The following is a 21,850-nucleotide window of genomic DNA, read 5'->3' as shown; positions in this document are numbered from 1 at the left end:
GGTTGATCTGTCTCTCGCGCCACCTGATCGAGCTGCTATTTCAAGAGGTGGTTGAGGGCAATCGCAACGACGAGCGGCCGCAGCCGCTCCTTGTCGATTCCGCTCGACGCCGCGAGCCAGCGCTGAAAGCGGTGGAGCACCCGCACCCGCCCCCACAAGCCGATGGGCGACTCCGCCTGAAGTCGCTCAATCGCCCGCAAAAAGGCGGCGATCGCCGCCTCCCATTCGGCGCTGCTCGCTTTCTTGCGGCGCGGCATCACCGCGAGCCACTCATGCTGCCACGCCGCCGCGCGCGCGTCGATCAGACTATTCATCCGGTGCAGATCACCGTCACCGTCGCGGTTTTAGAGGTGTCGTCTAGGCTTTTCAACGTGCAAGTAGTGGTTGCTCCAGCCACTGTGCTGCAAGTGGCGTCGGTCGCCACGGCGAACTTGTTACCATCCAACGCGGGCTGCATGATCGAGCTTGAGGCAGCAGCGCAAGCGCCGGCAGCACTGAATCGGGTCACAGTGGGATCGGTACTGTTGATCTGAAACTTCGCGTAGTTCATCGCGAACGCGCTCGACATCGCGCCCGCCGCCCCTTTCACCGCCGCTTCGGCGGCGTCACTGCGGAAATTGAAAAACTTCGGTGCAGCAATCGCCCCCAAAATCCCCAAGATGATGATCACCACCACCAGTTCGATCAGGGTAAAACCGGACGCTTTGACCTTCATCGCACACCTCCTATCGGGTTGATACATTACGAAGTATAGCCCCCTTCCCGGGCAAAGACAAGTTCCCCACGCGGCGTAGCAGGACAATCGCATGGAGAACGGAACAGCCGGCTAAAGGTCTCATGGGACAGCGTGCCGTGGGCAAGCACCAGGGCTCTTTGACGATTTCCAAAGCGATGGCCAAGATTAGGCGGTTACCACATCCAACAGGAAACCGCGCGCACCTTCAAAGGAGCTGGGATCACCCGCCCTGCTGCTCAAAAACCGCCTCAAGCGTCGGGGCGTCGATCGCGCGGTCAAACCACGCCTCGAGCTCCTCAAGGGAGGTCGCCGAGATGCGTAGCTCCACTTCCGCAGGGATCGGCCCAAAACGCTTGGCAAGCAGTCGACGGAGGTTCGATGCGGCTTCGACGCGTTTGCCTAGAAGCTCGCCTTGCTCAATTCCTTCCCTAAATCCCTCTTCCTTCCATTCTCTGGTCCAACGCTTCATTCGTTCGGCAAGCATGGTATCCACCTCCAAAAGATCTTGAACCTCGGGAATCTCGGTTTGGGTGACTCGGCGACGCATCAGGCGGAGCAGCCACTTGGTGAGGGTGCGGCGCAACTCTCGCTGCTCGGGGGCCTTCAGCCACTGGATGAGCTCTTGGACCACCTGCCGGATCTCGTCAGGTGTACGGGCCAATTCTAGCCGAAAGAGCGCCGCGGCGAGATTTTGGCGGTGGGCGAGCTCCGCGGGATCATACCGCCCTTCGTCAATGAGGACGTATCGGAGTTCCGGGAGGTAAGCGCGCAACACTTCGGGCGTTGCCGGATCGATCAACGCTGAAAATTCGGTCGCCGCCCGCCAACGGTGTTCGCCGTTGTAGAGCACGATCGGAAGCACGGGCGGGAGACGGCGAAGGTAGCGGTTTTGCCGGATCAGGTCCTGGTAAAAGAGCCCGATGTAGACCAAAAGCCGCAACGCCATCCAGCGGTCAGGTTTCGACTGGAATTCAAAGAGCAGGTAGAGGTAGAGCGTCTCGCGGGGTTTTGTTGCAAGCTCCACCCGCCAGATCATGTCGTCGTGCCTCGCTTTGCCCTCATCCGAGACGAAACTGGCGTTGATGCGTTCCAACGTCGCGAAGTCGATGAGCGTTTGCCAATCGCCAGGGACGAACTCGAGGATCAAGTCCCGCACCATCTCGGGGTGGGCGAAGAGGAGCTTGTAGCCGCTGTCGTGGTCGCTCATCGAGGCACTCTCTTTGACGATTCCCAATGCGATTGTTTGTTCCCTCTCCGACGTTGTCCGCCCCAAACGGTAACTCCACCTCAACTTACTGGGTGATGCAGTCGCGGTAGTTTTCTTTTCGCCACCGAACCGTCGCGACCACCTGCCGTTCGACATATCCCGGAAGAAGCGCAGTCGCGTCGGTGCGGGGGCACGTGCCATCCGCGACAGGGCTACAGGCGGTTGCGGTAATCAGGTAGATGACAAGGGCTTCACCGCCGTCGCAGAAAATATCATTGGCTGGCGTTCGCTCGCACTCGACCTTCACCCAGATCGGCGCACCGGGAACCGCGTCGGGCGGCGCACCGGGAACCGCATCGGGAAATGGCCAGTTCCCAGTGCACTCTAAAACGTCAGGGGGGGTAGCCGACGAGACCACCTGCGCCGCACCCCACTCGGTGCCGCTCACCGCAGCGAAATAGACCTGCACCCCGACGGCGTCGTTCGCGGCGGTAACGTTTTGGGTAGAGGCAAAACGGAGCACTGCGGTGCCGAGCGCCGAGAGCACGACGAGAAGGAGAATCGCCCAGAGGATCCCAAAGCCCGTCTGCCGTCTCATGGGGTACGGTCCACCAGAACCCCGGCGGCGAAGGGAAGCAGTTCGCCGGTACGGGAGCGGAAATTAACGCGGAACCAAAGGGTTTCGGTTGCGACGTTGGTGGAGAAGCGCACAAAGTCGCAGGGGTTGGTGGAATCGAGGCGGCGTGCGAGCGTTGTCCACTGCTGCCAGGAACCGGCTGTACAACTCGGATTGTTGTCGATCGCGGTCGCCACTCCACGCTCAAAGGCGCCGTTGCTGCAGCGGTAGCCGACCATCGCCTCCCGATCGTCCACCCAGAAGAGTTTGCTGCCGCTGTAGCTTACCCACCCTTTGCCGCTTGCATTCTCCTGCCACCGGAGTTGCCTGCCGCTGTGAGTTACCCCGGCGCCGGAATCGGCCGATTGATCGAGTAGCGTCGCTCGCGCACGGTAATTCTGATCGTAGGGCCTGCCAGCGCCTGGCGGCGTTCCGGTTGCGCCGATCACAGCCGATCCGCTTCGATTGAGGAACGAAGTGTCGGGTAGCGGGGAGAGGAGATCGACAGTCGCATTGAGTGTCACCGAACCGCTCGCCAGGTCGAAGGGGGCGCCCGGATGGTCGGGATTTCCGTCCCCGTTGCCATCGCGGGGATCACTCTGACGACGAAAAAGGGCCCCGGCATGCGCGGGGATCATCACCAGACAGTTGCTTTGCACAACGAGAGAATTGGGCACGGCGCGCGTGACATCCCGCGCCACCATGCGGAAGAGGGCGTCGGCCATCTCGCTCACCTCAGCGCGGCTCGCTACGTCGCGGTAGCTCAGAAGTGCGGGCACGAACATCTGCGCCCCGAGCGCCGCGAGGACCCCGATAATCACGAGGACCGCGACGAGCTCGGCGAGGGTAAAACCGCGTGCGCGACGTTTGAGCCGCTTCATAACCCCGTTGCCCGATAGGCGACCCACACAACCGACTCGCCGGTGGGTAACTGCACGGTCACCGCCACCCGCTTGGAAGAAATGGTCGCTCCAGCAGGGCCAAACGAGGTGTCCCCGACAGTAACGGTGGTGGTAAGCCCGTTTTGCTGGGGAATGTTTTCCGCTGTACCGTCAGGCCGGCAGACCCCCTGGAGGGTCAGATTGTGGTAATCAGCGACCTCATCGAATGGACTTCGGTCGGGACAGGGGAGCGTCGCTGAGGGATGAACCCCATCGCCACTCACGGGCCGCGCGAGGATCTCTTCCATCAACCCTTCGGCGAAGGCGTAGCGCTGTTTGACGAGGAGCGGATCGGCCGAGCCGCGTACCGCACCGAGGAACGCGGCGAGCACCCCCGCCGCGCCCACCGCGACTACGACGATCGCCACGACCATCTCAACCAGCGAGACGCCGCGCTGCGCGGCTAGCCCTCGACCCATATCCCTCCCGCAGGTGAAACGGAGATCGCCGGAAGCGACGATCCGCCGGTATGGGTCACCGTGACCGTCACCACCCCACCTGGGCCGCTCCCCGCGCCAGAGAGCGATGAACTGCACGCAGATGCAGCGCCAGAGACACGGAGGTCGCCACGCGGACAGAAGAGAAAGGGGGTGTCACTGGCCGCAACCGTCACCTGAGCGCGACAGCGGGCAGGGGCGACGAGGATACTTCCCTGGAGTGCCGAATCGCCGGCGGCGAGGTCGGGCGGGTAGAAGGGGGAGCGCGCTGCGCCACTACACGCTTCACCGCCAGCGTTATGGGCCATCATCACCGCAACGCCCCCTCCCGTCAAGGTGACGCAGACCGGCCGGCGGTGGGCGACTGCGCCGTTTCGCGCGAAGCGGAGCGCCGCAAGCAGCGTGTCTCGGTACTCGGCGGCGCAGTAATCTTCCATGTCGGTGAGGCGCGGCAGCGCGACAAAGGTGAGGACCGAGAGGATCACGATCACCGCGACGAGCTCGGCGAGGGTAAAACCACGACAGTGCCGTCCCGTCCGCCACGCCATCGCCGCCACCCGCCTCAGAACCGCTCGCGCCGGTCGATGATCCGCTCCTGCCCACCCTGGCCGGGGGTGTAGGACCAGGTCGCTCGCGGATCGTCGTTATAGACGTTGTCGGAGCACGCCCCAGGGTCGTAGGGCGGGACCCCAGAACTCCCGTGGCAGGTGCGCAGATAGGTCGGTACATTGTGGGAGGGGAAAGGCGCGCCTTGTCCGCTTGGGCCGTCCACCCTACAACTCACCCCCTCGAGCGGCAAACAGAGGCTCACCCGGAACCGGGCTGTGCGTTCGTTCGCCTTCACCGTTGCCGTCAGAGTCCACTCCCCGTTGTTGCCTTGCACATTAATCGAGTCAAAATGGGCCGTTGCAGAGCGCGGCAGGAGTTGCGAGATGAAGTCGATCGCCGTTGGATCAAAAGCCCTCTGCCCTGTGTGGTCACCATTCACCACCCACGCACCGTTACGCCAGTACTCGACGCGAAGGGGCGCGAAGATTTTACCCGTGGAGCCGTTGCCGTCGCCGAGGACAAGACGGCCATAGCGCACCGTGTAGGGGTTGAGCTGGCCTTGGTTGTCGACGACAGCGTCCTGAGACGGGGGGTCGACGGGCTCAAGGAGCGAGGGGTTTATATTGTAGACGCGCCTACAATTCGCATCATCTGGTCTACAGGGCACATCCTCAGCGGGCAAGAGGGAGCTCCCGTCGGGGTTCCAGCTCTGTACCGCATTCGTAAAGGCGGATTCTTTGATACGCAAGCGGAGCGCCTCACTCTGAGCAACCGGTTTCTCCGGACGGGTAAAGAGGAAGCGCAGTGGGGTTTGCTCGGTGAAAGCAAGTTGACCCGCGTTCCACGCTGCGTTCTGCGCCGGATTACTGGCTGCCAGCTTAAGTTTCGGGTGTTTCTCTGAATCATTCTGATCGTTGGGATCATAGGTCGTCCAGGGGGTGCCATCAACGTAGAGACTGTCCCGAATCATTTGAATTGGGTTGATCTTGGCATAGTCGTCATGGTAGTTGCTCACCGTCTGGAATGAGCTAACCAACTCCTCCGGCGTCGCCTCCCTCCCATCATAGGCCGCCCTCGAGTAGCCCGCCTCAAATTCCATCTCGCCGAGCGCAAGCACGCCGACGTTGCTGTCGCCGTTTGTGTCGGCGCCGAAATAGACGAACTTTCCGCCCACCCCCCAACCGGGTTGCAAGGTTGCCTTCTGGCTGAGCCTGATGCGCGGTGCGTAGAAGCGGCCGTAGGAGTCTTTGGTCGTGCCGGTCACTTTCTTCACCACATCAGGAGCAACATCGAGATATTTCTCGAGGGTCGCGGTAAATTTGAAGACGCCCACATCGCCCACTGCTGCGGAAAAGGTTATCGAAGGACCGCTATTGCTGCTATTAGAGCAGATGTAGAGACTCTCTACCTTTCCGCTGCCATCGACAAATTGGGTATCTTGGTAGCCACTCCCGCCACCCACCCATTTGGCCTTCAGTTCGATTGAGCCACTCGCCGACGGGCAGGAAGAAAGTGCAATGGGGAAGTTCGGCGTGACGTCATTACCGACACAGAGGTCGTCGTCATTGACCCGTTCCCACTGTTTTGCCGTAACGGTGATCGACACCGGATATTCCCCCGCTTTTTTCCCTTTCGGGCATGAGGCATTGGGAGTCGCGCAGGTTGGCGCATCTGAAATGACGCAGAACCCCACCGGCATAACAACAAACTCATTCGTCACCCCGGTCAATTGCACGCCGTTTACGGTGAGCGACGCCTGGAGTTGAATCCGACCGGCGTCGCGGTAAGTGAGTTCGCCGAGCGTGGCGGTGCCGTTCGCGTCGAATGTGAGGGTGAGCGGATTGGGAACAGGGGTGCCATTGACCTCTAACCGGGTAGGACTGGTACAACTCCCGGGGTCGACGCAGCGGGTCGTCAAGGTCACGCTTTGCGGGCCCGCAACCGCTGCTTGGCACGCGCCAGTATGATCGTCTTTGCGAACGGCGCGGAGGGCGTAGCGGGTGGGGGCGTCGGTGTTCGGGTCTGTCCCGGCCGTTTGCGAAAAACGCTTGCCACTCAACTGTGTCGGGATCGACACGGCGCTCGTACTCCCTACCTCGGTAAAGATGAGCCCCGCGTCGGCAAAGTTCACCGTGCAGCTCCCCCAGTTACATTGGGTTGCGTTCGTAGGGGCGGGGGTTGCGGCAGTGACCGCGAGCGTGGTCAGACCCGGGGTGGTTTTGCGCAAGGTGACCGTCGTCTGACCGGTGAAGGTGAGAGAGGCGGGGGTGAGGGTCGCGCCGTTGTCGGCGGTGAGGGTCACCGTGACCGGGTCGGGGAAGAGGGTGGTGCAACTGCTGTTTGCACACGCTTTCACAGTGATCGTCTCGGGAAGGCAGGTGAGGCCACTGCCGTCCCCTTCGATCTGGATGTGGTCGAGCGCGGTAGTCGAGGGCAACGGCGGACAGGTTTTGAGCGGTTTGGTGTCATACTTTCTCGCACTTGCAGGGCCAGGTACGCTGTAGGCCGCGTCACAGATGCCGTCGTTGTTGGCGTCTGCACACCCGTCAGACCAGCTGCCCCAGTAGTTGCCGCGGCTGCCGTTGTCAAAGCGGGAATTGTAGTAGTTGTTCCATGCGGTGTTCGCGGTGAAAAAGCAGTTTTCAGCGACGCGCGCCGTTCCCCATAAGACATTTCTCCCCAGATAGAGACCATAGCCGCCCGCCCGTTCAAAGCGGTTTGAGGTGATCACCCCGTTGTCTGCCCCGCTTGTGATGTAGACCCCCTCTTCGTTTGTGCGGATGATATTGCCGGTGAGGGTATAGTCACTCCAGCCGTTGGCGATGTAGATCCCTGCCTTCCCTCCTTCGATCACCGAGTTGCGCACCGTGAGGCCGCCGCCGTTCGCGACATAGATCGCGTGGTTGCTCGTCGATGTGAAGCGGTTGGGGGTAGAGCCACTCGTCTGGATGGTGATGTTGTAACCGTTCAGCCAATTGAGAGCGAACCAGCCTGCAGTGATGGTGACATCTTCGATCACGGGGTTGGTGCCGCCCGATCTCCCGTTGCCGAGGATACCGTATTGGGTTGCGGTGATCTCCGTCCGCTTGACCCGCCAGGCGCCCCACACATTGTCGGAGCTGTTGGGGATACTGATCCCGGCTTGGCCGCTGAGGAGTGCCTCCTCGACGACGAAGGGGCCAACATCATCGCGCATCCTAATCGCCTCCTGGACGGCGGTGATGCGGTTCTTTCTCCCAGGGTCTGCGGTGAGCTCGAGAATCGTGTTGCTGATGGTAATGCCCCTCCCATAGGTAGCGTTGATCTCGATGTTGCGCAGCTTCGCTGTGGTGCCGTTGCCGTTACCGACGGAGATCCCCGTTCCGGCGGTCATCGTCACGTCGGTGAGAGCAAAGTTGCCGTAGATTTCGGTGATCCACAGTGCAGTCCAGTTGGCGGTATTGGCGATGACTTGGGTGTTGGTCATCACAAGCCCACCCACTTTTTGCGCCTCAATGCCGTTCGTGCTTGCCTCAATTCGGGAATCGGTCAAGGTCACCGGCCCGACGTCACCGGTTGTGATCCCCTTTGTCCCTTTGAGCAGCACGTTGCGAAAGGTAATGTTAGAGGACCAGTTGACGATTCTGACGGTTTCGTAATCCCGACTCTCCAACGTCAAATCGGCAAAAGTAATTCGTTCCGTTTGGGTCTCAAAAAGCCTTCCGTTCGCTTTGAGGGTGACATCGGCACGATTGCCGGTGGAAGAGCGGATCGTCATCCCCGTGGCTTGCCAGTTGAGAATTTGCGTCGCCGTGAGCGTGTAGGTACCAGGGCAGATGACGACTTCGTGCGGTCCGGTGCTGTTTTGGCCCTTCGCCGCGGCGATCGCATCCTCGACGGTCGTGTAGCCGGGGTTTCCGCCGCAGGTGCCGACGGTAAAGGTTGCCGCCCAGAGGGGAGGCGTTGTGACGAGGAGCAAAAAAGCTAAGAGGGTTGAGAGGCGACGGTTCATGTTACTCTCCCAGTGGTACGCCGTCCGCTGTGCGCTCAGCCAAGCGGCGGCGGAGTTCCAGAGCTTCACCGCTTCTCCCTTCCGCCTCGAGCGCGGCGATGAGCCCGAGCCACCAGCGCCGCTCGGTCGGCTCCAGCGTGGCAAGCGTCTGGTAGGTGCGTTCGGCCGTTGCCCCATCGCCCCGCGCGAGCGCCGTCACCCCCAGGAGAGCGAGGAGCGGCCGCGACTCGGGACGGTGCGCGACTGCCGATTGCAGGAGCGTCTGCGCTTCCTCGAGGGCACCGGCGCGGAGCAGGAGCCGCGCGCGGGCTTCGACGAGCGCGGGGTCGAGGGGGTTCGGGGCGGCCGCTTCGAGCGCGGCAAGCGCACTACGCGCCGCTTGCTCTTCCCCAAGGGCGTCGAGAACCAAGACGCGCAGGAGCTGCGCTTCGCGGTGGTTCGGTTCAGCGGCAAGGAGCGTGTCGAGCTCCGCGCGCGCAACCTCGAGCCGCCCCTCTTCCCACGCTCGCCACGCGCGCTGGTAGCGGTAGCTGTTTGCGGGCGTGACCGAGAGGCGAGCGGGGGTGTCTGCTTTGGGAGTAGGGGTGGCAGCAGGCGGCGCGGCGGTGGGTGGAACGGGTTCTGCAGAAGCAGGGGGTGGCACGGAAACGGCGGATGGGGTGGCCGCTGCGTGATGAGATGATGCCGCTCGTGCAGTGTGGGTAGTAGGCTCCGTGGGTGCGACTGTCTGCGAGCTCGCGCGCTCTGGTGCGGAAGGGGCCGCAGGGGGTCGATCGACCTGCCCGACTTCTGCGGCGATGATGGAGGAAACGGGGAGAGGTGAAGGCTTTTCGGCCCCCTCTTGGGGTCGCGAGGCAGCGGGGACGGATCGGGGACCCTGGAGTGGCGCAGCCGGCGTCGCGGATGGGGGAGGCGAAGAGAGAGCGGCGGGTGAAGGTGGTTCTGGAGAAATGGGAACGCGCGAAGGAAATAACCTTTCACGCACGAAGGGGTAAGCAAGCGCGGCGAGTACCCCGAGCGCGACAAAGGGGGCACCTATGCGCACGATGAGGCTTCGCGCAGGTGCATCGCGCGGGGTAGTCGTCGCGCGCGCAAGCGTCTGGGCCTCCTGCTGCGCTTGTGCCGCAGCGTCGTTATGCGCTTCGACGCGCGTGAGCGCCTCAAGGAGTACGCTCATTCTCTCCCCTTTACCACCTTAACCGGTCGGGTCGTTCTTGGACGGGAGACGCTTCGATCCGCTCAGCCACCGCGTCGATGTCGCGCTGCCACACCTCGGCGCGATCGACGACGATCGGGCGGATGAGGATCACCAGTTCCGATTTGTTCGAGACATTATAGCGATGCTTGAAAAGTTCACCGACGATCGGCATATCCCCCAAAAGGGGAACCTGGGCGCGGCGGTTTTCGCCCCGATCCTGCATCAGCCCTCCGATCACGACGAGCTGGCCATTTTTTGCCCGAACGACGGTGTCGGTTTCGCGCACCCGCGCTTGCGCGGTGGGGATCACTTGATCGTTCCCAAATGCCCGCACCGTCACCTGCCGCTCGGTCACTTCGGTGACCATCGGGCGGACGTGCATCACGATCTCGTCGTTGTCGATGCGGGGGGTGACATCGAGCGCGATCCCAGAGAAGAAGGGGGTGAGTTCCACCTCAGGGTAGGCGGTAGTCGTCGCAGTGGTGGTAGTGGTGGTTGAGGCGACGCGGGTGACGAAGTAGTCGTCGCGCCCCACTTTGATCACCGCTTTCTGGTTGTTGAGGGTCGCGACCCGAGGGCTCGAGAGGACCTGGACATTGCCTTGGGTCTTGAGGAGCTCGAGAAAGAGGCTGAAATCTTTGAGGGCAAGCGTCGCCGAGAAGACGCCGCCGAAAGCAGAGGCTTGGGTGCTGTCGATGCGGGTGAAGTTCCACGGGTTGAGGTTACCCTGCGCGCCGCGAATGTCGGAACGCCCCGTATCAAAGAGGGTTCCGCCCCCTGTCTGGCCAAAGAGCGCGCCATCCTGCCCTTTGTTCCAGGTGGCGATTTTTGCCCAGTTGATCCCGCTCTGAAATTCGTCTTTGAGCTCGACTTCGATCACCTTCGCTTCGAGAATCACCTGCTGCTGGACGCTCTCCTGAGCCCGTTTGAGGTAGCGTTCGATCATCGCGAGCTCATTGGGGAGCGCGCGCACAACGAGCAACCCCGCCACGGGCGAAAGGGTGACGCCGCGACCGATTTCGCGCAGCGGGGCATTTACCTGCCCCGCCTCAGCGCGCACCTGGTCGCTGCAACCGTAGGTACGGTGTGCCCCCGTGGGGCCACCCCCCCCTGGACTGCCGCGGTGGGGGTGAGGCCAAGCATCAGGCAGAGCGAGTGGGCGAGCTCTTGCCAGTAGTCGTTTTCGGTGTCGGCTTCCAGACGGGTGCCGCTCGGCGAGGTGAATGAGCCGGTCACTACCCCTGTCTGCTGGCCTACGCCACCGGCTGCGGTCAAAGTGTCGTTGGTGGTGGTTGTGGTGCGGCCACTCCCTAGAGTCGGCATCCGCCCCGAGGAGATCGTGAGGGCGCTTCTTCCAGCGCGGCGCACGTTGAGGTAGCTCAGCGGATAGGTGCGGGTCTCGAGCCGCGGGGGCAGGACGTAGTAGCTGTTCCCCTCTCGCTCCACGCCGTAGCCGTAGAGTTTCTGCAGCGCGGCAAGGATTTCGCCAACCGTCGTCTGTTTGAGGGTGAGGTCGATCACACCGCCGACCTCAGGATGGACGACGATATTCTGCCCCGTCCCTTGGGCAAGGCCGACGAGAAAGTCGCGTACCGAGGTGCCAGAGACGGCCACGTCGAACCGCGCTTCGCTACTCGTGCGCGGTGCCAGGCTGCTTGCAGCCGAGGGTTGCGCGAGAAGCCGCAGGAGATCAGGCGAGAGGGTCGAAGTAGCCGCTGGGGGGCGTTGCTCCCCTTGCACAGTTGGGTCGCTCGTCTCGAGTGTGGCGCGAATCGCGTTTGCTTGCCGCGCAGGGTCATTCCCAAGCGTCCCACACCCTGCGAGCAGGAGCGCGCAAAGCGCCCCTCCCAAGAATCGAATCGCCCCACAGCACACCATCGCCTACCCCCCTACCCCATAACGCTCCCGGTACGCGGCAACAGCCGGCCAATGGGCTGAAAGCGTCGGGTCGGTTTTCAGAAGCGCCAACAGGTCCCTCAACCGCGCCACCGCGATAACCGGAATGCCATACTCCGCCTCGACCTCCGCGACCGCCGAGCGCGCCCCTTGCCCGCGCTCTTCGCGGTCGAGCGCGATCACCACGCCGGCAGGGGTGGCGTTTGCTGCGGTAATGAGCGCCACCGATTCGCGCACCGAAGTGCCGGCCGAGATCACATCGTCGACGATCAACACCCGGCCAGTGAGCTGCGCACCGACGAGCTTGCCCCCTTCGCCGTGGTCTTTCGCCTCTTTGCGGTTGAAGGCAAACGGGCGATTGATCCCGCGTTCCGCCAGGCGGATCGCGACGCCCGCGACGAGCGGAATCCCTTTGTAGGCGGGGCCGAAGAGGGCGTCGAAGGCGATCCCCGACGCGACGATCGCATCGGCGTAGAAGCCGCACAGCGCCCCGAACGACGCCCCATCGTCGAAATGGGCGGAGTTGAAGAAGTAGGGGGAGACGCGTCCCGCTTTGGTGACGAATTCGCCAAAACGGAGCGCCTGCCGCGCAAGCGCCAAGCGCAAAAAGGCTTCTGCCGTCGTCGCCACGTCCCTTTCCTTATGTTGATCAATCGAGCAAAATGGTACCACTCTCTCCTCTTTCCGTATAATGGCGCAACGTTTGTGGCGGACTCTAGTGATGAATGGAACGCTCCCTTCAGACCATCCCTTGTGGCGCGTGTGGCAGGAGGCTGAGTGCCTTGCTGACCGCGCAGCGGTTGATGCAGCAATCGACCGCCTTGCAGCCGAGATCACCGAAAAACTCGCGGACAAAACGCCGCTCGTCTATGTGGTGATGAACGGCGCGGTGATCTTTGCCGGGCAGATTCTCCCGCGCCTGCTCTTTCCCCTTGAGGTCACCTATCTGCACGCAACGCGCTACGGCCACGCCACCCAAGGGCAGACGCTGACCTGGCGGGTCGAACCGACCGCGGCGGCCGCTGGACGCCACGTGCTCGTGCTCGACGACATCCTCGATGAGGGGCACACCCTTGCAGCGATCCTCGAACGGCTCGAGGCCGAGGGAGCAGCGAGCGTTTCGCTCGCGGTGCTGTGCGACAAGGCCCACGACCGCAAGGCGCGCCCCGGCTGGAAGGCCGACTTCACCGGCCTCACGATCCCCGACCGGTTCGTCTTTGGCTACGGGATGGATTACAAAGGGTATTGGCGCAACGCCCCCGGCATCTATGCCGTGAAGGGGCTGTAGCAGCGAGTGAATGGCGCAGCGCGCGCGGGAAGCGTAAGCAGCGCACGACAGGAGGAGGAGCCTACTTATGGAGAGCGACCGGCTGTTGATCACCTTCCGCTCGGATGCCGACGCCGACGTGATCATGTACCGCAAACACGCCGAACCGATCCTGAGACTCTTAGGCAAAGCGCCGGAGCGGGGGATTCTCACCCCCGAGCAGCTCCCCGAGGCGATCGCCAAGCTCGAAGCGGCGTGCGAAGCCGACCGGGAACGGGAGCGGCGGCAACTTGCCGAGGCGGAAGCGGAGGCCGAGGCGAGCGGCAAGCCCTTGCCGGTCGGTTTTCACCAGCGCGCGTGGCCCCTTTTGCAGATGATGAAGCACGCGCTCGCCGAAAAGAAGCCCGTGGTCTGGGGGGTGTAACGAGGAGCTCACCACGCCCCGGGCACATCCCCCACCAGCCGCGGTTCGGTTTCGAGCCAGAGGCCAAATCGGGCGCTCACCTCGCGCTGCACCCGATCGATCAGCGCGCAGACGTCGCGCCCCGTGGCGTTGCCGAGATTGACCATCACGAGCGCATGGCGCCCGTCGATCGCCGCACCCCCTTCGCGTGCCCCCTTCAACCCAGCCTGCTCGATCAACCACGCCGCGGCAACTTTCCGCCGCCCGTCGGGGAGGAGATAGGAGGGAACGCCCGGCGCTTTCGCCACAAGCGCCTGCCACTCCTCCTCGGTAAGGATCGGGTTGAGAAAGAAGCTCCCGGCGTTGCCGACCACCTTCGGGTCGGGGAGTTTCGCGGCCCGCACCGCGGTTACCACCTCAAAGAGGGCGCGGACTGCAGCATCCGCAGGCAGCGTCGTCGGATCGATCTGCTGCTGGGCAAACCACCGCTGGAGATCAGGGTAATCGGCACGCACAGTCGGGCGCTTCGGGAGGCGAAAGCGCACCGCGGTGATGAGCCAGTCGCGCGCCTCCTCTGTTTTGAACCAACTCGTCCGGTAACCGAAACCGAGCGCCGCGGCAGGGAGCATTCGCGTCTCCCCAGTGACGCGGTGGAGGATCGTCACTGCGTCGATCCGCTCCGCAACCTCAAGCCCGTAGGCGCCGATATTCTGCACCGGCGCGGCACCGACGGTTCCGGGGATCGCCGCAAGGTTCTCGAGCCCCCCCCAACCGCGGGCGACGAGCGCGGCGACGAACGGCGCCCACGGCTCGCCCGCAGCCGCTTCGATGAAGCGTTCCTCTGGCGACTCGGCGACAACCCGCCAGCCGCGGGTATCGATGCGCACCACCCGCCCAGGAAAATTGGCGACAAAGAGGGTGTTACTCCCCTCCCCCACCACCACTTCGGGTAGCGGCCGAGCGCGGCGAATGGCGCGCCACGCGGCAAAGTCGGCTCCCTCTTCGATCACGACGAGCTCGGCGGCCCGTGCCGGCAGGCGGAAGGTGTGGTAGCCGCTCAGGTCGACGTCGCGCTCGACTCTCATGAGGGCACTCGGGCAGCGACGCCGCTCGTCACCGGCCGCCAGCGGTCAAAGAGCTTGTGGTAGATGAGGGCATAGAGCGCATAGACGAGCGCGAGGGCCACGTCGGCGGCCGCTGCGGCCCAGAGCGACCAACCGGTCCAGAGGGTGATTACCGGCCAGGTGAGGAGAAAGAGGGTCACTTCGAACCCGACGGCGTGCGCCACCCGCCACCGCCACGGGCGCAGATGGGCCGGGCGCTTCGCCCACCGCGCCTCGAGCGCGTCGCAAGCGGCGTTGTAACCGGCCTGCCAGAGGGTGGCGATGAGTGAAAGGAGCGCGAGGAGCCCCAGCGACTCCCCCCACGCTTCGCCGGTGACCCAGCGGTAGAGGGGGGTGACGACCGCAAGCCCCCCCGCTTCAAAGAGGAGCACCTGCACCCACCGCTCCCGCCACGTGCGAAGGGGGATTGCGCTCATCGTTCCAGAACGATCCGCTCAAGCTCTGTAAGGTCGGCGATCACCCGCATCGAGCGCATCTCGTACTCGCCGTTCAACAACCGCCGGGCGGCTCGTTCATCCCCCTCCTGCCAATGGCGCAGCACCTGCGCTGCCGCGCGGTGGAACGCCGCGTGCTCTTTCAGGAGCTCCTGAAAAAGGGGCAACTCCCCGTAGAGCCGAACGCCCGCACCGTGGAGCCACTTGCCGAGATCGCACCGGTTGTCGACCTCGACGACGGCAATGTCGGGCATCGCCTCTTCACCCTTCATCACCCGATTGAGCCGCTCGCGCCACTGGCGGTGGGCCGACCGCCACTTTTCGAAATCGAGATCCTCTTCGTGGATCTCATCGATCTTTTTGCCGCGGAAGAAACGAAGATTCCGGAACCAGTCGAACCAGCCCATCGTTGTTGCCCCTCTTATCCGACCAGGATACTCTGGCCATTTTAGCAGCCGGCGCGACGCTTTGCCCTTCCCCCTTTCGGGTAAACCCCACTCGCCTCGGCGATCGGCTCGCGGTACCATTGGCAGAATCGTCACGGAGAAGACAAAATGGCGCTGCTGGAATTGGAGCAGATCGTGATGGCGTTCGGCGGCTTTCGCGCGGTCGACGGAGTGACGCTGAAGGTCGAAGAGGGAACGATCACCGGCCTCATCGGCCCCAACGGCGCAGGCAAGACGACGCTCTTCAACGTCATTGCCGGCGCCTACCGCCCCACCGCAGGGACGATCCGCTTTGCCGGTGAGACGATTACCCATCTCAGAACCGACGAGCGGTTCCACCGCGGGCTCGTCCGCACTTTCCAGATTCCCCACGAATTTCCCCGTCTGACGGTTCTGGAAAACCTCATGGTCGTCCCCCCGCGGCAAAACGGCGAGCAGTTGTGGGCCAACTGGTTTGCGCCGCGCGCAGTCGCGCGCAAGGAGGCCGAGGTGCGGCAAAAGGCGATCGACGTGCTCGCGTTTTTGGAGCTCACCCACGTGATGAACGAGCGCGCCGGCAACCTCTCCGGCGGACAGAAGAAGCTCCTCGAGCTCGGACGGACGATGATGACCGACGCGAAACTGGTGCTGTTGGACGAGCCGGCTGCCGGCGTCAACCGGACGCTTTTGCGCAAACTCGAGGAGAAGATCCAGATCCTCAACCGCGAGTGGAACTACACCTTCATCCTCATCGAACACGATATGGAGATGATCGCCAAACTCTGCGACCCGGTGATCTGCATGGCCGAAGGAAAGGTGCTGATCGAGGGCGACTTCGCCACGGTGCGCAACGACCCGCGAGTGCTCGAAGCCTACTTGGGCGAGACGGTCCACCCGGAGACCGAAGCGGCGATTGCCGAGATCGAAGAGCTGACGGTTGAGGAGGGCAACGCATGACGCTCCTTGAGACAACCCCCCGCGCGTCGGCCAAACCCCTGGACTCCCATCCGGAGCCGGTGCTGGTGATGCATCAGGTGCGGGGCGGCTACGGCGACGCCGACATTCTCCACGGCGTTTCGCTCACCGTTCACCCCCAAGAGATCGTCGTGATCGTCGGGCCGAATGGCGCGGGCAAATCCACGGCGATGAAGGCGGTCTTTGGCCTGGTGCGCATTCGCGACGGGGCGATCCTCTTCGAAGGGGAGGATATTACCGGCTGGAAGCCCGACGCGATCGTGCGCCGCGGGATCTCCTATGTCCCGCAGGTGAAGAACGTCTTTGCCGAGATGACGGTGCACGAGAACCTCGAGATGGGTGCCTTTCTCGCCCCGTCGGTGAAGGCCGAAGCGTTTGAGCGCATCTACACCCTCTTTCCCGACCTCAAGGCCAAACGGAACACCCTTGCCGGAAGCCTCTCCGGTGGGCAACGGCAGATGGTGGCGATGGGGCGGGCGCTGATGCTGAACCCCCGGTTGCTCCTGCTGGACGAACCGACCGCGGGGCTCTCGCCGAAATATATGGAGCAGATCTTCCAGATCTGCCGCGACGTGCGCGCAACGGGTGTGGCGATCCTGCTCGTCGAGCAGCACGCGAAACAGGCGCTCGCTTTTTGCGACCGCGGCTATGTGCTCGCAACCGGTGCGAACCGTCACGAGGGGACCGGCCAGGCGCTGTTGAACGACCCGGAAATCGCCCAGATGTTCCTGGGGGGCTAAGAGGAAGCGGCTGATGAGTGCATTGGAACTAGTCAATTTCTACCTCATCCCGGGGCTCATCTCGGGAAGTATCTACGCCCTGGGGGCGATCGGCATTACCCTGATCTTCGGTATCCTCCGCTACGCCCACTTTGCCCACGGCGATATGGCGACGCTGGGGGCCTACCTGACGTTGGGACTCGTCTCCACGATGGCCCTCTCGCCGTGGGCCGCATTCCCCTTGGCAATGGCGATCACGGCGGGCGTGGCGGTCGCGATCGACCGGGTCTTCTACCGCCACCTCGAGACGCGCCCCAAGATCCTCACGGTGATGGCATCACTCGGCGTCGCGCTGATGATCCGTTCGGTCGTTCAGGTCGTCTGGGGCGTCGATCCCCAGGTCTATGCGAGCGGGATCGTTCGCGCCGAGTCGTTCGGTGGGGTGATGGTCCGCCCGCGGGAGCTGGCCACCTTCGCCACCGCTGCGGTGATGGTCATCATGCTGATGCTGTTTCTCCGCTCTACCCGCTGGGGGAAGGCGATGCGCGCGATGTCGGATAACCCTGAGCTCGCGCGGCTTTGCGGCGTCAATAACGAAGCGGTGACGCGCCTCACCTGGATCATCGCGGGCGCGCTTGCTGCTGCGGCGGGGTTTTTTCTCGGGATCAATACCGAACTCAACACCATGATGGGGTGGTCGGCGCTCTTGGCGATGTTCGCCGCAGCGATTCTGGGTGGGGTGGGCCGCGTCGAAGGGGCGGTCGTGGGGGGCTTGGTGATCGGGTTGGTGGAGGAGCTCTCGGTCCTGATTCTCCCCAGCCAATACAAGATGGCCACCGCGTTCGTGATCCTGATCCTGATTTTGCTCGTGCGGCCGCAAGGGATCTTCAAAGGGAAGGTGCTCTGAAATGGATACGCTGGGACTCCTCAACTACGCGATCTTCATGGGGGTGCTGATCGGGATCTACGCGCTCCTGACCCTCGGCCTCAACGTCCAGTGGGGATACGCCGGGCTCTTCAACGCCGGGATTGCGGGCTTTTTCGCCGTCGGCGCCTACCTTTCGGCGCTCATGACCGCGCCGCCGGTCCCCGACCGGATCATGGGATGGGGGCTGCCTACGGCAGTGGGTTGGATCGCGGCGATGGTCGCAGCCGCAGCGATCGCGTGGCCGATCGGCAAAGTGACCCTCCGTTTCCGCTCTGACTACCTGGCGATTGCAACGATTGGCGTCGCCGAAATCATTCGCCTCGTTTTGCGCACCGAAGATCGTCTCTCAGGGGGGGTGCGCGGGATCACCGGCATTCCGCGCCCCTTCGGCGATCTTCCCTACGAGTGGTCGCAGCTTGCCTACCTGGCGCTCACCTGGGGGTTGGTGCTCCTGGTCTATTGGGCGCTTGAGCGGCAACTCGCGGCGCCCTGGGGAAGGATGATGCGGGCGATCCGGGAAAACGAACACGCCGCTGCGGCGATGGGGAAAAACGTCGAAGCGCGCCGCCTCGAAGCCTTCATTGTGGGTGCAGCGATCATGGGGCTTGCCGGCGCCGTCTATGTCCACTTCATGCGCGCGATCACCCCGGAGGCGATCGATCCGATGATGGTGACCTTCCTCGTCTGGATCATGCTGATCTTGGGCGGATCGGGCAACAACCGCGGGGCGCTCTTGGGCGCGGTGATCATCTGGGTGATCTGGTCAGGTTCGGAACTCCTCACCGACAAATTCCCCGCCGATATCGCCACTCAGGCGAAGTACATCCGGGTCTTCGTGATCGGGTTGATGCTGCAGCTGGTGTTGCGTTGGCGCCCGGAAGGGTTGCTCCCGGAGGGGAGCAGCCGCCCCACTTCCTGAATCGCTCTTTATTGCTACAATCATACGGCTGTTCGATCGTTTTTTTCACCACAGAAGGAGGTCATCATGACACACCGTTCGCGACTCGTTGCATCCCTTATCGCTGCGGGCTTCATTGGTTCGTCGGCCGCGGCGTTCGCCCAGGAGGCCAAAGTGGCCCTGTTGGGTGGAATCACCGGCCCGATCGCCGGCATGGCCCCGGCGATGATCGCGTCGATGAAACTCGCGCTCGATCAAGTGAACGCCGCAGGGGGGCTATCAAAAGGGAAGATCGTCTATCAGGAGTTTGACGATGGGTGCAATCCGCAGGTCGCGACCGACGCCGCGACCAAAGCGGTGAATGTCTTCGGGGCTGTTGCCACCGTCGGCCCCGCCTGCTCGGGGGCGCTCCTCGCCGCGGTGAACTCGGTGACGATCCCCGCGGGGGTGCTCGTCGTCTCCTCCTCCGCCACCTCGCCCAAGATCACCGACCTCGACGACAAGGATCTCGTTTTCCGCACCGTCCCCTCCGACGACTTCCAGGGGCGGGCGCTCGCGCGGACGCTCCTCGAGCGCGGCGTGAAGAAGGTCGCCGTTGCCTACATCAACAACGACTACGGCAAGGGACTTGCCGAAGCGTTCAAGGCCGAGTTCGAAGCGAAAGGGGGGACGATCACCCAGTTCCGCGGTCACGAGGACAAGAAGCCGTCGTACCGCTCTGACCTCGCTGAACTCGCGAAGGGGGGTGCCGATACGCTGGTGCTCTTCGACTACGGCAACGCGTCAGGGATGACGGTGTTGCGTCAGGCGATCGAAAACGGCTTCTTCAAGCAGTACGTCGGCGCCGACGGGATGCGCGACGAGAATCTGATCAAGACCCTGGGCGAAGAGAACCTCAAGAACTTCTACGTCTCGGCGCCGGTCGGCGAAGAGGGGGTCGCGTTCCAGAAATTTGCCGAAGCGGCGCGCAAAGCGGGGCTCGACCCGAACGCCACCTTCGCTGCAACCAGTTACGACGCGGCGATGCTGGTCGCGCTGGCGCTCGAGGCGGCAAAAGGCGACAAGGCGAAACTGCCCCAGGCGTTGCGCGCGGTCGCGACCGCTCCGGGTGAGCCGATCCTGCCGGGCGAATGGGAGAAAGCGAAGAAGCTCCTTGCCGAAGGGAAAGAGATCGACTACAAGGGGGCTGCGGGCGACCACGAGTTCGATAGCCATGGCGACGTTCCTGGCAGCTACGCCTTCTTCAAGGTCGAAGGGGGTACTTACAAAGAGGTGCAGAAGATGAAGTGACCGGAGGCGCGTTGCGCTTCGGTTAGACGAGAGAGACCGCCCCGCTGGGGCGGTCTCTTTTTGCTGGGCAACCACCCCGGCGGGGGGCTTTCCCCGAGAAATTGGCTCTTTGGTCCGTTTGCGGTCAAAAAACCTGGCGATGCTCGCGGGTGGCGCGGAAGGTCACCTCGGGGTACTTCTCCTGGGTCAGCTCGAGGTTGTAGCGGCTCGGGGCGAGATAGACGAGATTACCGTCGACGTCGGTCGCCAAGCGCATCGCCTGTTCGCGCACAAAGCGCGCGCGGGTCGCCTCGTCGGGGAAGATGAGCCAGCGCACGGTGTAGAGTTCGACCGGCTCAAAGAGCGCCTCGACCTGGTATTCACTGCGCAGCCGCTCGGCGACGATCTCAAACTGCAACGCGCCGACCGCGCCCAGAATCAGCTGCCCCCCGTCGAGTTCGAAGACCTGGATCGCCCCCTCTTCGCCTAACTCCTTCAACCCCTTGTGGAGCTGCTTCGCGCGCAGCGGATCCTTGAGCCGGGCAGCGCGAAAGAGCTCAGGGGCAAAATAGGGGATACCGGTGAATTGCAGCAACTCCCCTTCGGTGAGAGTGTCGCCGATCTGGAGATTCCCATGGTTCGGAATCCCGATGATGTCCCCTGGGTAAGCCTCCTCTTCGACGCTGCGCCGGTTCGCCAAAAAGGTCACCGCGTTACTGAGCCGCATCTCGCGGTTGAGCCGCGTGTGAAACGCCCGCATGCCATTGGTGTAGCGCCCCGAGCAGACGCGCAAAAAGGCCATCCGGTCGCGGTGCTTCGGGTCGAGGTTCGCCTGGATTTTGAAGACGAAACCGGTAAAGCGTTCCTCGTCGGGGTAGACGGTCCGCACCCCCGCGTCGCGCGGTTGCGGAGGCGGCGCCCACGCGGCCAACGCGTCGAGGACATCTTGCACCCCGAAGTTGTTCACCGCCGAGCCGAAAAAGACCGGCGTCTGGCGCCCCATGAGAAACTCGCCCAACGCAAACGGCGGGAGCGCCTCGCGTGCGAGCGCCACATCTTCACGCAATTTGGCGACTTCACCCGGAAAGCGGAGGTCCAGCAGGGGATTGTCGACCCCCGCGATCACCTCGAGCTCGACGCGCCGCTCGGTCCCCGGCGTGAAACAGTAGACCCGCTCCTCAAGCAGATGAAAGACCCCGCGGAACTGTTTCCCCATCCCGATTGGCCAGGTGACCGGCGCGCACGAGATCTGCAGGATATCCTCGATCTCGGCGACGAGGTCAAAGCCGTCGCGCACCTCGCGGTCGAGTTTGTTGATGAAGGTGATAATCGGGGTGTTGCGCAACCGGCACACCTCGAGCAGTTTGATCGTCTGCGCCTCGACCCCTTTCGCCGCGTCGATCACCATCACCGCAGCGTCGACGGCCGTCAGCACCCGGTAGGTGTCTTCCGAGAAATCCTGGTGGCCTGGTGTGTCGAGGAGGTTGAAGACGCAGTCGTTGTACTCGAACTGCATCACCGAGGTGGTGACTGAAATGCCCCTCTGTTGTTCGACCTTCATCCAGTCGGAGGTGGCGTGGCGGGCGGCCTTGCGCGCCTTGATCGCGCCGGCAATCTGAATGGCGCCACCAAAGAGGAGCAGCTTCTCGGTGAGGGTCGTCTTCCCCGCGTCGGGGTGAGCGATAATTGCAAAGGTCCGGCGACGAGCGATTTCGTCGGTCAAAGAGGCCATCGATTCTGCGCGTTGAAAAAACTGCGATTATAGCCCACGCACAGCCTCAATGCCCTTGGCGAACCCGTTGCAGTTGCGCTAGAGTTCACGCGCGCCACCGTAACT

Annotated in this window: 23 protein-coding genes; 7 read left to right on the top strand and 16 right to left on the bottom strand. The window is 63.2% G+C overall.

Annotation, left to right across the window (positions count from 1 at the left end):
• Nucleotides 1–35 precede the first annotated feature (35 nt).
• The 12 genes from ACYQ6T_RS05875 to pyrE all read right to left on the bottom strand — a co-directional run bounded on the left by ACYQ6T_RS05875 (nt 36) and on the right by pyrE (nt 12,201).
• Nucleotides 36–314, bottom strand: coding sequence for a hypothetical protein (locus ACYQ6T_RS05875; protein WP_459828750.1), 279 nt, complete (start codon nt 312–314; stop codon nt 36–38).
• On the bottom strand, nt 311–715 hold the full coding sequence (locus ACYQ6T_RS05870) for a prepilin-type N-terminal cleavage/methylation domain-containing protein (protein ID WP_459828748.1): 405 nt from the start codon (nt 713–715) through the stop codon (nt 311–313). Before ACYQ6T_RS05870 ends, ACYQ6T_RS05875 begins: the two co-directional genes overlap by 4 nt.
• A 241-nt stretch (nt 716–956) precedes the next feature.
• Nucleotides 957–1,943, bottom strand: coding sequence for an Rpn family recombination-promoting nuclease/putative transposase (locus ACYQ6T_RS05865; protein WP_459828746.1), 987 nt, complete (start codon nt 1,941–1,943; stop codon nt 957–959).
• 85 nt (nt 1,944–2,028) lie between these two features.
• Nucleotides 2,029–2,541, bottom strand: coding sequence for a pilus assembly PilX N-terminal domain-containing protein (locus tag ACYQ6T_RS05860; protein ID WP_459828744.1), 513 nt, complete (start codon nt 2,539–2,541; stop codon nt 2,029–2,031).
• On the bottom strand, nt 2,538–3,440 hold the full coding sequence (locus tag ACYQ6T_RS05855) for a type II secretion system protein (RefSeq protein ID WP_459828743.1): 903 nt from the start codon (nt 3,438–3,440) through the stop codon (nt 2,538–2,540). The genes ACYQ6T_RS05860 and ACYQ6T_RS05855 overlap by 4 nt, the downstream gene beginning before the upstream one ends.
• Nucleotides 3,437–3,919, bottom strand: a complete 483-nt coding sequence (locus tag ACYQ6T_RS05850) for a prepilin-type N-terminal cleavage/methylation domain-containing protein (RefSeq protein ID WP_459828741.1) — start codon at nt 3,917–3,919, stop codon at nt 3,437–3,439. Before ACYQ6T_RS05850 ends, ACYQ6T_RS05855 begins: the two co-directional genes overlap by 4 nt.
• A complete protein-coding gene (locus ACYQ6T_RS05845; RefSeq protein ID WP_459828739.1) occupies nt 3,904–4,485 on the bottom strand; it encodes a pilus assembly FimT family protein in 582 nt (193 codons plus the stop codon). The genes ACYQ6T_RS05850 and ACYQ6T_RS05845 overlap by 16 nt, the downstream gene beginning before the upstream one ends.
• 14 nt (nt 4,486–4,499) lie before the next feature.
• Nucleotides 4,500–8,477, bottom strand: coding sequence for a DUF6701 domain-containing protein (locus ACYQ6T_RS05840; protein ID WP_459828737.1), 3,978 nt, complete (start codon nt 8,475–8,477; stop codon nt 4,500–4,502).
• A 1-nt stretch (nt 8,478) separates the two neighbouring features.
• Nucleotides 8,479–9,120, bottom strand: a complete 642-nt coding sequence (locus ACYQ6T_RS05835; protein ID WP_459828735.1) for a tetratricopeptide repeat protein — start codon at nt 9,118–9,120, stop codon at nt 8,479–8,481.
• Between the two features lie 544 nt (nt 9,121–9,664).
• Nucleotides 9,665–10,735: a pilus (MSHA type) biogenesis protein MshL gene (gene mshL, locus ACYQ6T_RS05830; RefSeq protein ID WP_459828733.1), complete on the bottom strand. Its 1,071-nt coding sequence runs from the start codon at nt 10,733–10,735 to the stop codon at nt 9,665–9,667.
• The gene (locus ACYQ6T_RS05825) at nt 10,711–11,553 is read right to left on the bottom strand and encodes a secretin N-terminal domain-containing protein (RefSeq protein ID WP_459828731.1); all 843 of its coding nucleotides are present in this window, start codon (nt 11,551–11,553) and stop codon (nt 10,711–10,713) included. Before ACYQ6T_RS05825 ends, mshL begins: the two co-directional genes overlap by 25 nt.
• A gap of 3 nt (nt 11,554–11,556) precedes the next feature.
• Nucleotides 11,557–12,201 carry an orotate phosphoribosyltransferase gene (gene pyrE / locus ACYQ6T_RS05820; RefSeq protein WP_459828730.1) on the bottom strand — a complete coding sequence of 215 codons (645 nt, stop codon included), beginning with the start codon at nt 12,199–12,201 and terminating at the stop codon, nt 11,557–11,559.
• A 91-nt stretch (nt 12,202–12,292) separates the two neighbouring features.
• Between pyrE and ACYQ6T_RS05815 the strand changes: the two genes are divergently transcribed.
• Both ACYQ6T_RS05815 and ACYQ6T_RS05810 read left to right on the top strand, forming a co-directional pair.
• Nucleotides 12,293–12,859, top strand: a complete 567-nt coding sequence (locus ACYQ6T_RS05815; RefSeq protein ID WP_459828728.1) for a hypoxanthine-guanine phosphoribosyltransferase — start codon at nt 12,293–12,295, stop codon at nt 12,857–12,859.
• A gap of 67 nt (nt 12,860–12,926) precedes the next feature.
• Entirely contained in the window at nt 12,927–13,262 is a 336-nt protein-coding gene (locus ACYQ6T_RS05810; protein WP_459828726.1) for a DUF1840 domain-containing protein, read from the top strand.
• An 8-nt stretch (nt 13,263–13,270) separates the two neighbouring features.
• Here ACYQ6T_RS05810 and murB read toward each other — a convergent pair whose 3' ends face one another.
• Genes murB through ACYQ6T_RS05795 form a run of 3 tightly spaced genes read right to left on the bottom strand, consistent with a single transcriptional unit; the run spans nt 13,271 to nt 15,206 of the window.
• The gene (gene murB, locus ACYQ6T_RS05805; protein WP_459828724.1) at nt 13,271–14,326 is read right to left on the bottom strand and encodes a UDP-N-acetylmuramate dehydrogenase; all 1,056 of its coding nucleotides are present in this window, start codon (nt 14,324–14,326) and stop codon (nt 13,271–13,273) included.
• Entirely contained in the window at nt 14,323–14,781 is a 459-nt protein-coding gene (locus tag ACYQ6T_RS05800; protein WP_459828722.1) for a PACE efflux transporter, read from the bottom strand. The genes murB and ACYQ6T_RS05800 overlap by 4 nt, the downstream gene beginning before the upstream one ends.
• A complete protein-coding gene (locus ACYQ6T_RS05795) occupies nt 14,778–15,206 on the bottom strand; it encodes a CZB domain-containing protein (RefSeq protein WP_459828720.1) in 429 nt (142 codons plus the stop codon). The genes ACYQ6T_RS05800 and ACYQ6T_RS05795 overlap by 4 nt, the downstream gene beginning before the upstream one ends.
• Before the next feature lie 153 nt (nt 15,207–15,359).
• Between ACYQ6T_RS05795 and ACYQ6T_RS05790 the strand changes: the two genes are divergently transcribed.
• From ACYQ6T_RS05790 to ACYQ6T_RS05770, 5 genes are all read left to right on the top strand, one after another.
• Nucleotides 15,360–16,181 carry an ABC transporter ATP-binding protein gene (locus ACYQ6T_RS05790; protein ID WP_459828793.1) on the top strand — a complete coding sequence of 274 codons (822 nt, stop codon included), beginning with the start codon at nt 15,360–15,362 and terminating at the stop codon, nt 16,179–16,181.
• Nucleotides 16,182–16,249: 68 nt separating this feature from the next.
• Nucleotides 16,250–16,939, top strand: coding sequence for an ABC transporter ATP-binding protein (locus ACYQ6T_RS05785; protein ID WP_459828791.1), 690 nt, complete (start codon nt 16,250–16,252; stop codon nt 16,937–16,939).
• A gap of 13 nt (nt 16,940–16,952) precedes the next feature.
• Entirely contained in the window at nt 16,953–17,825 is an 873-nt protein-coding gene (locus ACYQ6T_RS05780; protein ID WP_459828719.1) for a branched-chain amino acid ABC transporter permease, read from the top strand.
• 1 nt (nt 17,826) lies between these two features.
• Nucleotides 17,827–18,765 carry a branched-chain amino acid ABC transporter permease gene (locus ACYQ6T_RS05775; RefSeq protein WP_459828717.1) on the top strand — a complete coding sequence of 313 codons (939 nt, stop codon included), beginning with the start codon at nt 17,827–17,829 and terminating at the stop codon, nt 18,763–18,765.
• A 66-nt stretch (nt 18,766–18,831) separates the two neighbouring features.
• On the top strand, nt 18,832–20,034 hold the full coding sequence (locus tag ACYQ6T_RS05770; protein ID WP_459828715.1) for an ABC transporter substrate-binding protein: 1,203 nt from the start codon (nt 18,832–18,834) through the stop codon (nt 20,032–20,034).
• 124 nt (nt 20,035–20,158) lie between these two features.
• Here the strand turns inward: ACYQ6T_RS05770 and ACYQ6T_RS05765 are convergent, their stop codons facing one another.
• A complete protein-coding gene (locus ACYQ6T_RS05765) occupies nt 20,159–21,745 on the bottom strand; it encodes a peptide chain release factor 3 (protein ID WP_459828713.1) in 1,587 nt (528 codons plus the stop codon).
• Nucleotides 21,746–21,850: the final 105 nt, after the last annotated feature.

Source organism: Hydrogenophilus islandicus (assembly GCF_054657095.1).
The sequence above is the reverse complement of the archived record's forward strand: the minus strand, read 5'-3'. Positions and strand labels throughout refer to the sequence as shown.

What these genes read in the sequence shown, in the direction of transcription:
- ACYQ6T_RS05875 (WP_459828750.1), bottom strand. Translation starts at nt 314, where the DNA reads ATGAATAGTCTGATCGACGCGCGCGCGGCGGCGTGGCAGCATGAGTGG.
- ACYQ6T_RS05870 (WP_459828748.1), bottom strand. Translation starts at nt 715, where the DNA reads ATGAAGGTCAAAGCGTCCGGTTTTACCCTGATCGAACTGGTGGTGGTG.
- ACYQ6T_RS05865 (WP_459828746.1), bottom strand. Translation starts at nt 1,943, where the DNA reads ATGAGCGACCACGACAGCGGCTACAAGCTCCTCTTCGCCCACCCCGAG.
- ACYQ6T_RS05860 (WP_459828744.1), bottom strand. Translation starts at nt 2,541, where the DNA reads ATGAGACGGCAGACGGGCTTTGGGATCCTCTGGGCGATTCTCCTTCTC.
- ACYQ6T_RS05855 (WP_459828743.1), bottom strand. Translation starts at nt 3,440, where the DNA reads ATGAAGCGGCTCAAACGTCGCGCACGCGGTTTTACCCTCGCCGAGCTC.
- ACYQ6T_RS05850 (WP_459828741.1), bottom strand. Translation starts at nt 3,919, where the DNA reads ATGGGTCGAGGGCTAGCCGCGCAGCGCGGCGTCTCGCTGGTTGAGATG.
- ACYQ6T_RS05845 (WP_459828739.1), bottom strand. Translation starts at nt 4,485, where the DNA reads ATGGCGTGGCGGACGGGACGGCACTGTCGTGGTTTTACCCTCGCCGAG.
- ACYQ6T_RS05840 (WP_459828737.1), bottom strand. Translation starts at nt 8,477, where the DNA reads ATGAACCGTCGCCTCTCAACCCTCTTAGCTTTTTTGCTCCTCGTCACA.
- ACYQ6T_RS05825 (WP_459828731.1), bottom strand. Translation starts at nt 11,553, where the DNA reads ATGGTGTGCTGTGGGGCGATTCGATTCTTGGGAGGGGCGCTTTGCGCG.
- ACYQ6T_RS05815 (WP_459828728.1), top strand. Translation starts at nt 12,293, where the DNA reads ATGAATGGAACGCTCCCTTCAGACCATCCCTTGTGGCGCGTGTGGCAG.
- ACYQ6T_RS05810 (WP_459828726.1), top strand. Translation starts at nt 12,927, where the DNA reads ATGGAGAGCGACCGGCTGTTGATCACCTTCCGCTCGGATGCCGACGCC.
- murB (WP_459828724.1), bottom strand. Translation starts at nt 14,326, where the DNA reads ATGAGAGTCGAGCGCGACGTCGACCTGAGCGGCTACCACACCTTCCGC.
- ACYQ6T_RS05800 (WP_459828722.1), bottom strand. Translation starts at nt 14,781, where the DNA reads ATGAGCGCAATCCCCCTTCGCACGTGGCGGGAGCGGTGGGTGCAGGTG.
- ACYQ6T_RS05795 (WP_459828720.1), bottom strand. Translation starts at nt 15,206, where the DNA reads ATGGGCTGGTTCGACTGGTTCCGGAATCTTCGTTTCTTCCGCGGCAAA.
- ACYQ6T_RS05785 (WP_459828791.1), top strand. Translation starts at nt 16,250, where the DNA reads ATGCATCAGGTGCGGGGCGGCTACGGCGACGCCGACATTCTCCACGGC.
- ACYQ6T_RS05780 (WP_459828719.1), top strand. Translation starts at nt 16,953, where the DNA reads ATGAGTGCATTGGAACTAGTCAATTTCTACCTCATCCCGGGGCTCATC.
- ACYQ6T_RS05775 (WP_459828717.1), top strand. Translation starts at nt 17,827, where the DNA reads ATGGATACGCTGGGACTCCTCAACTACGCGATCTTCATGGGGGTGCTG.
- ACYQ6T_RS05770 (WP_459828715.1), top strand. Translation starts at nt 18,832, where the DNA reads ATGACACACCGTTCGCGACTCGTTGCATCCCTTATCGCTGCGGGCTTC.
- ACYQ6T_RS05765 (WP_459828713.1), bottom strand. Translation starts at nt 21,745, where the DNA reads ATGGCCTCTTTGACCGACGAAATCGCTCGTCGCCGGACCTTTGCAATT.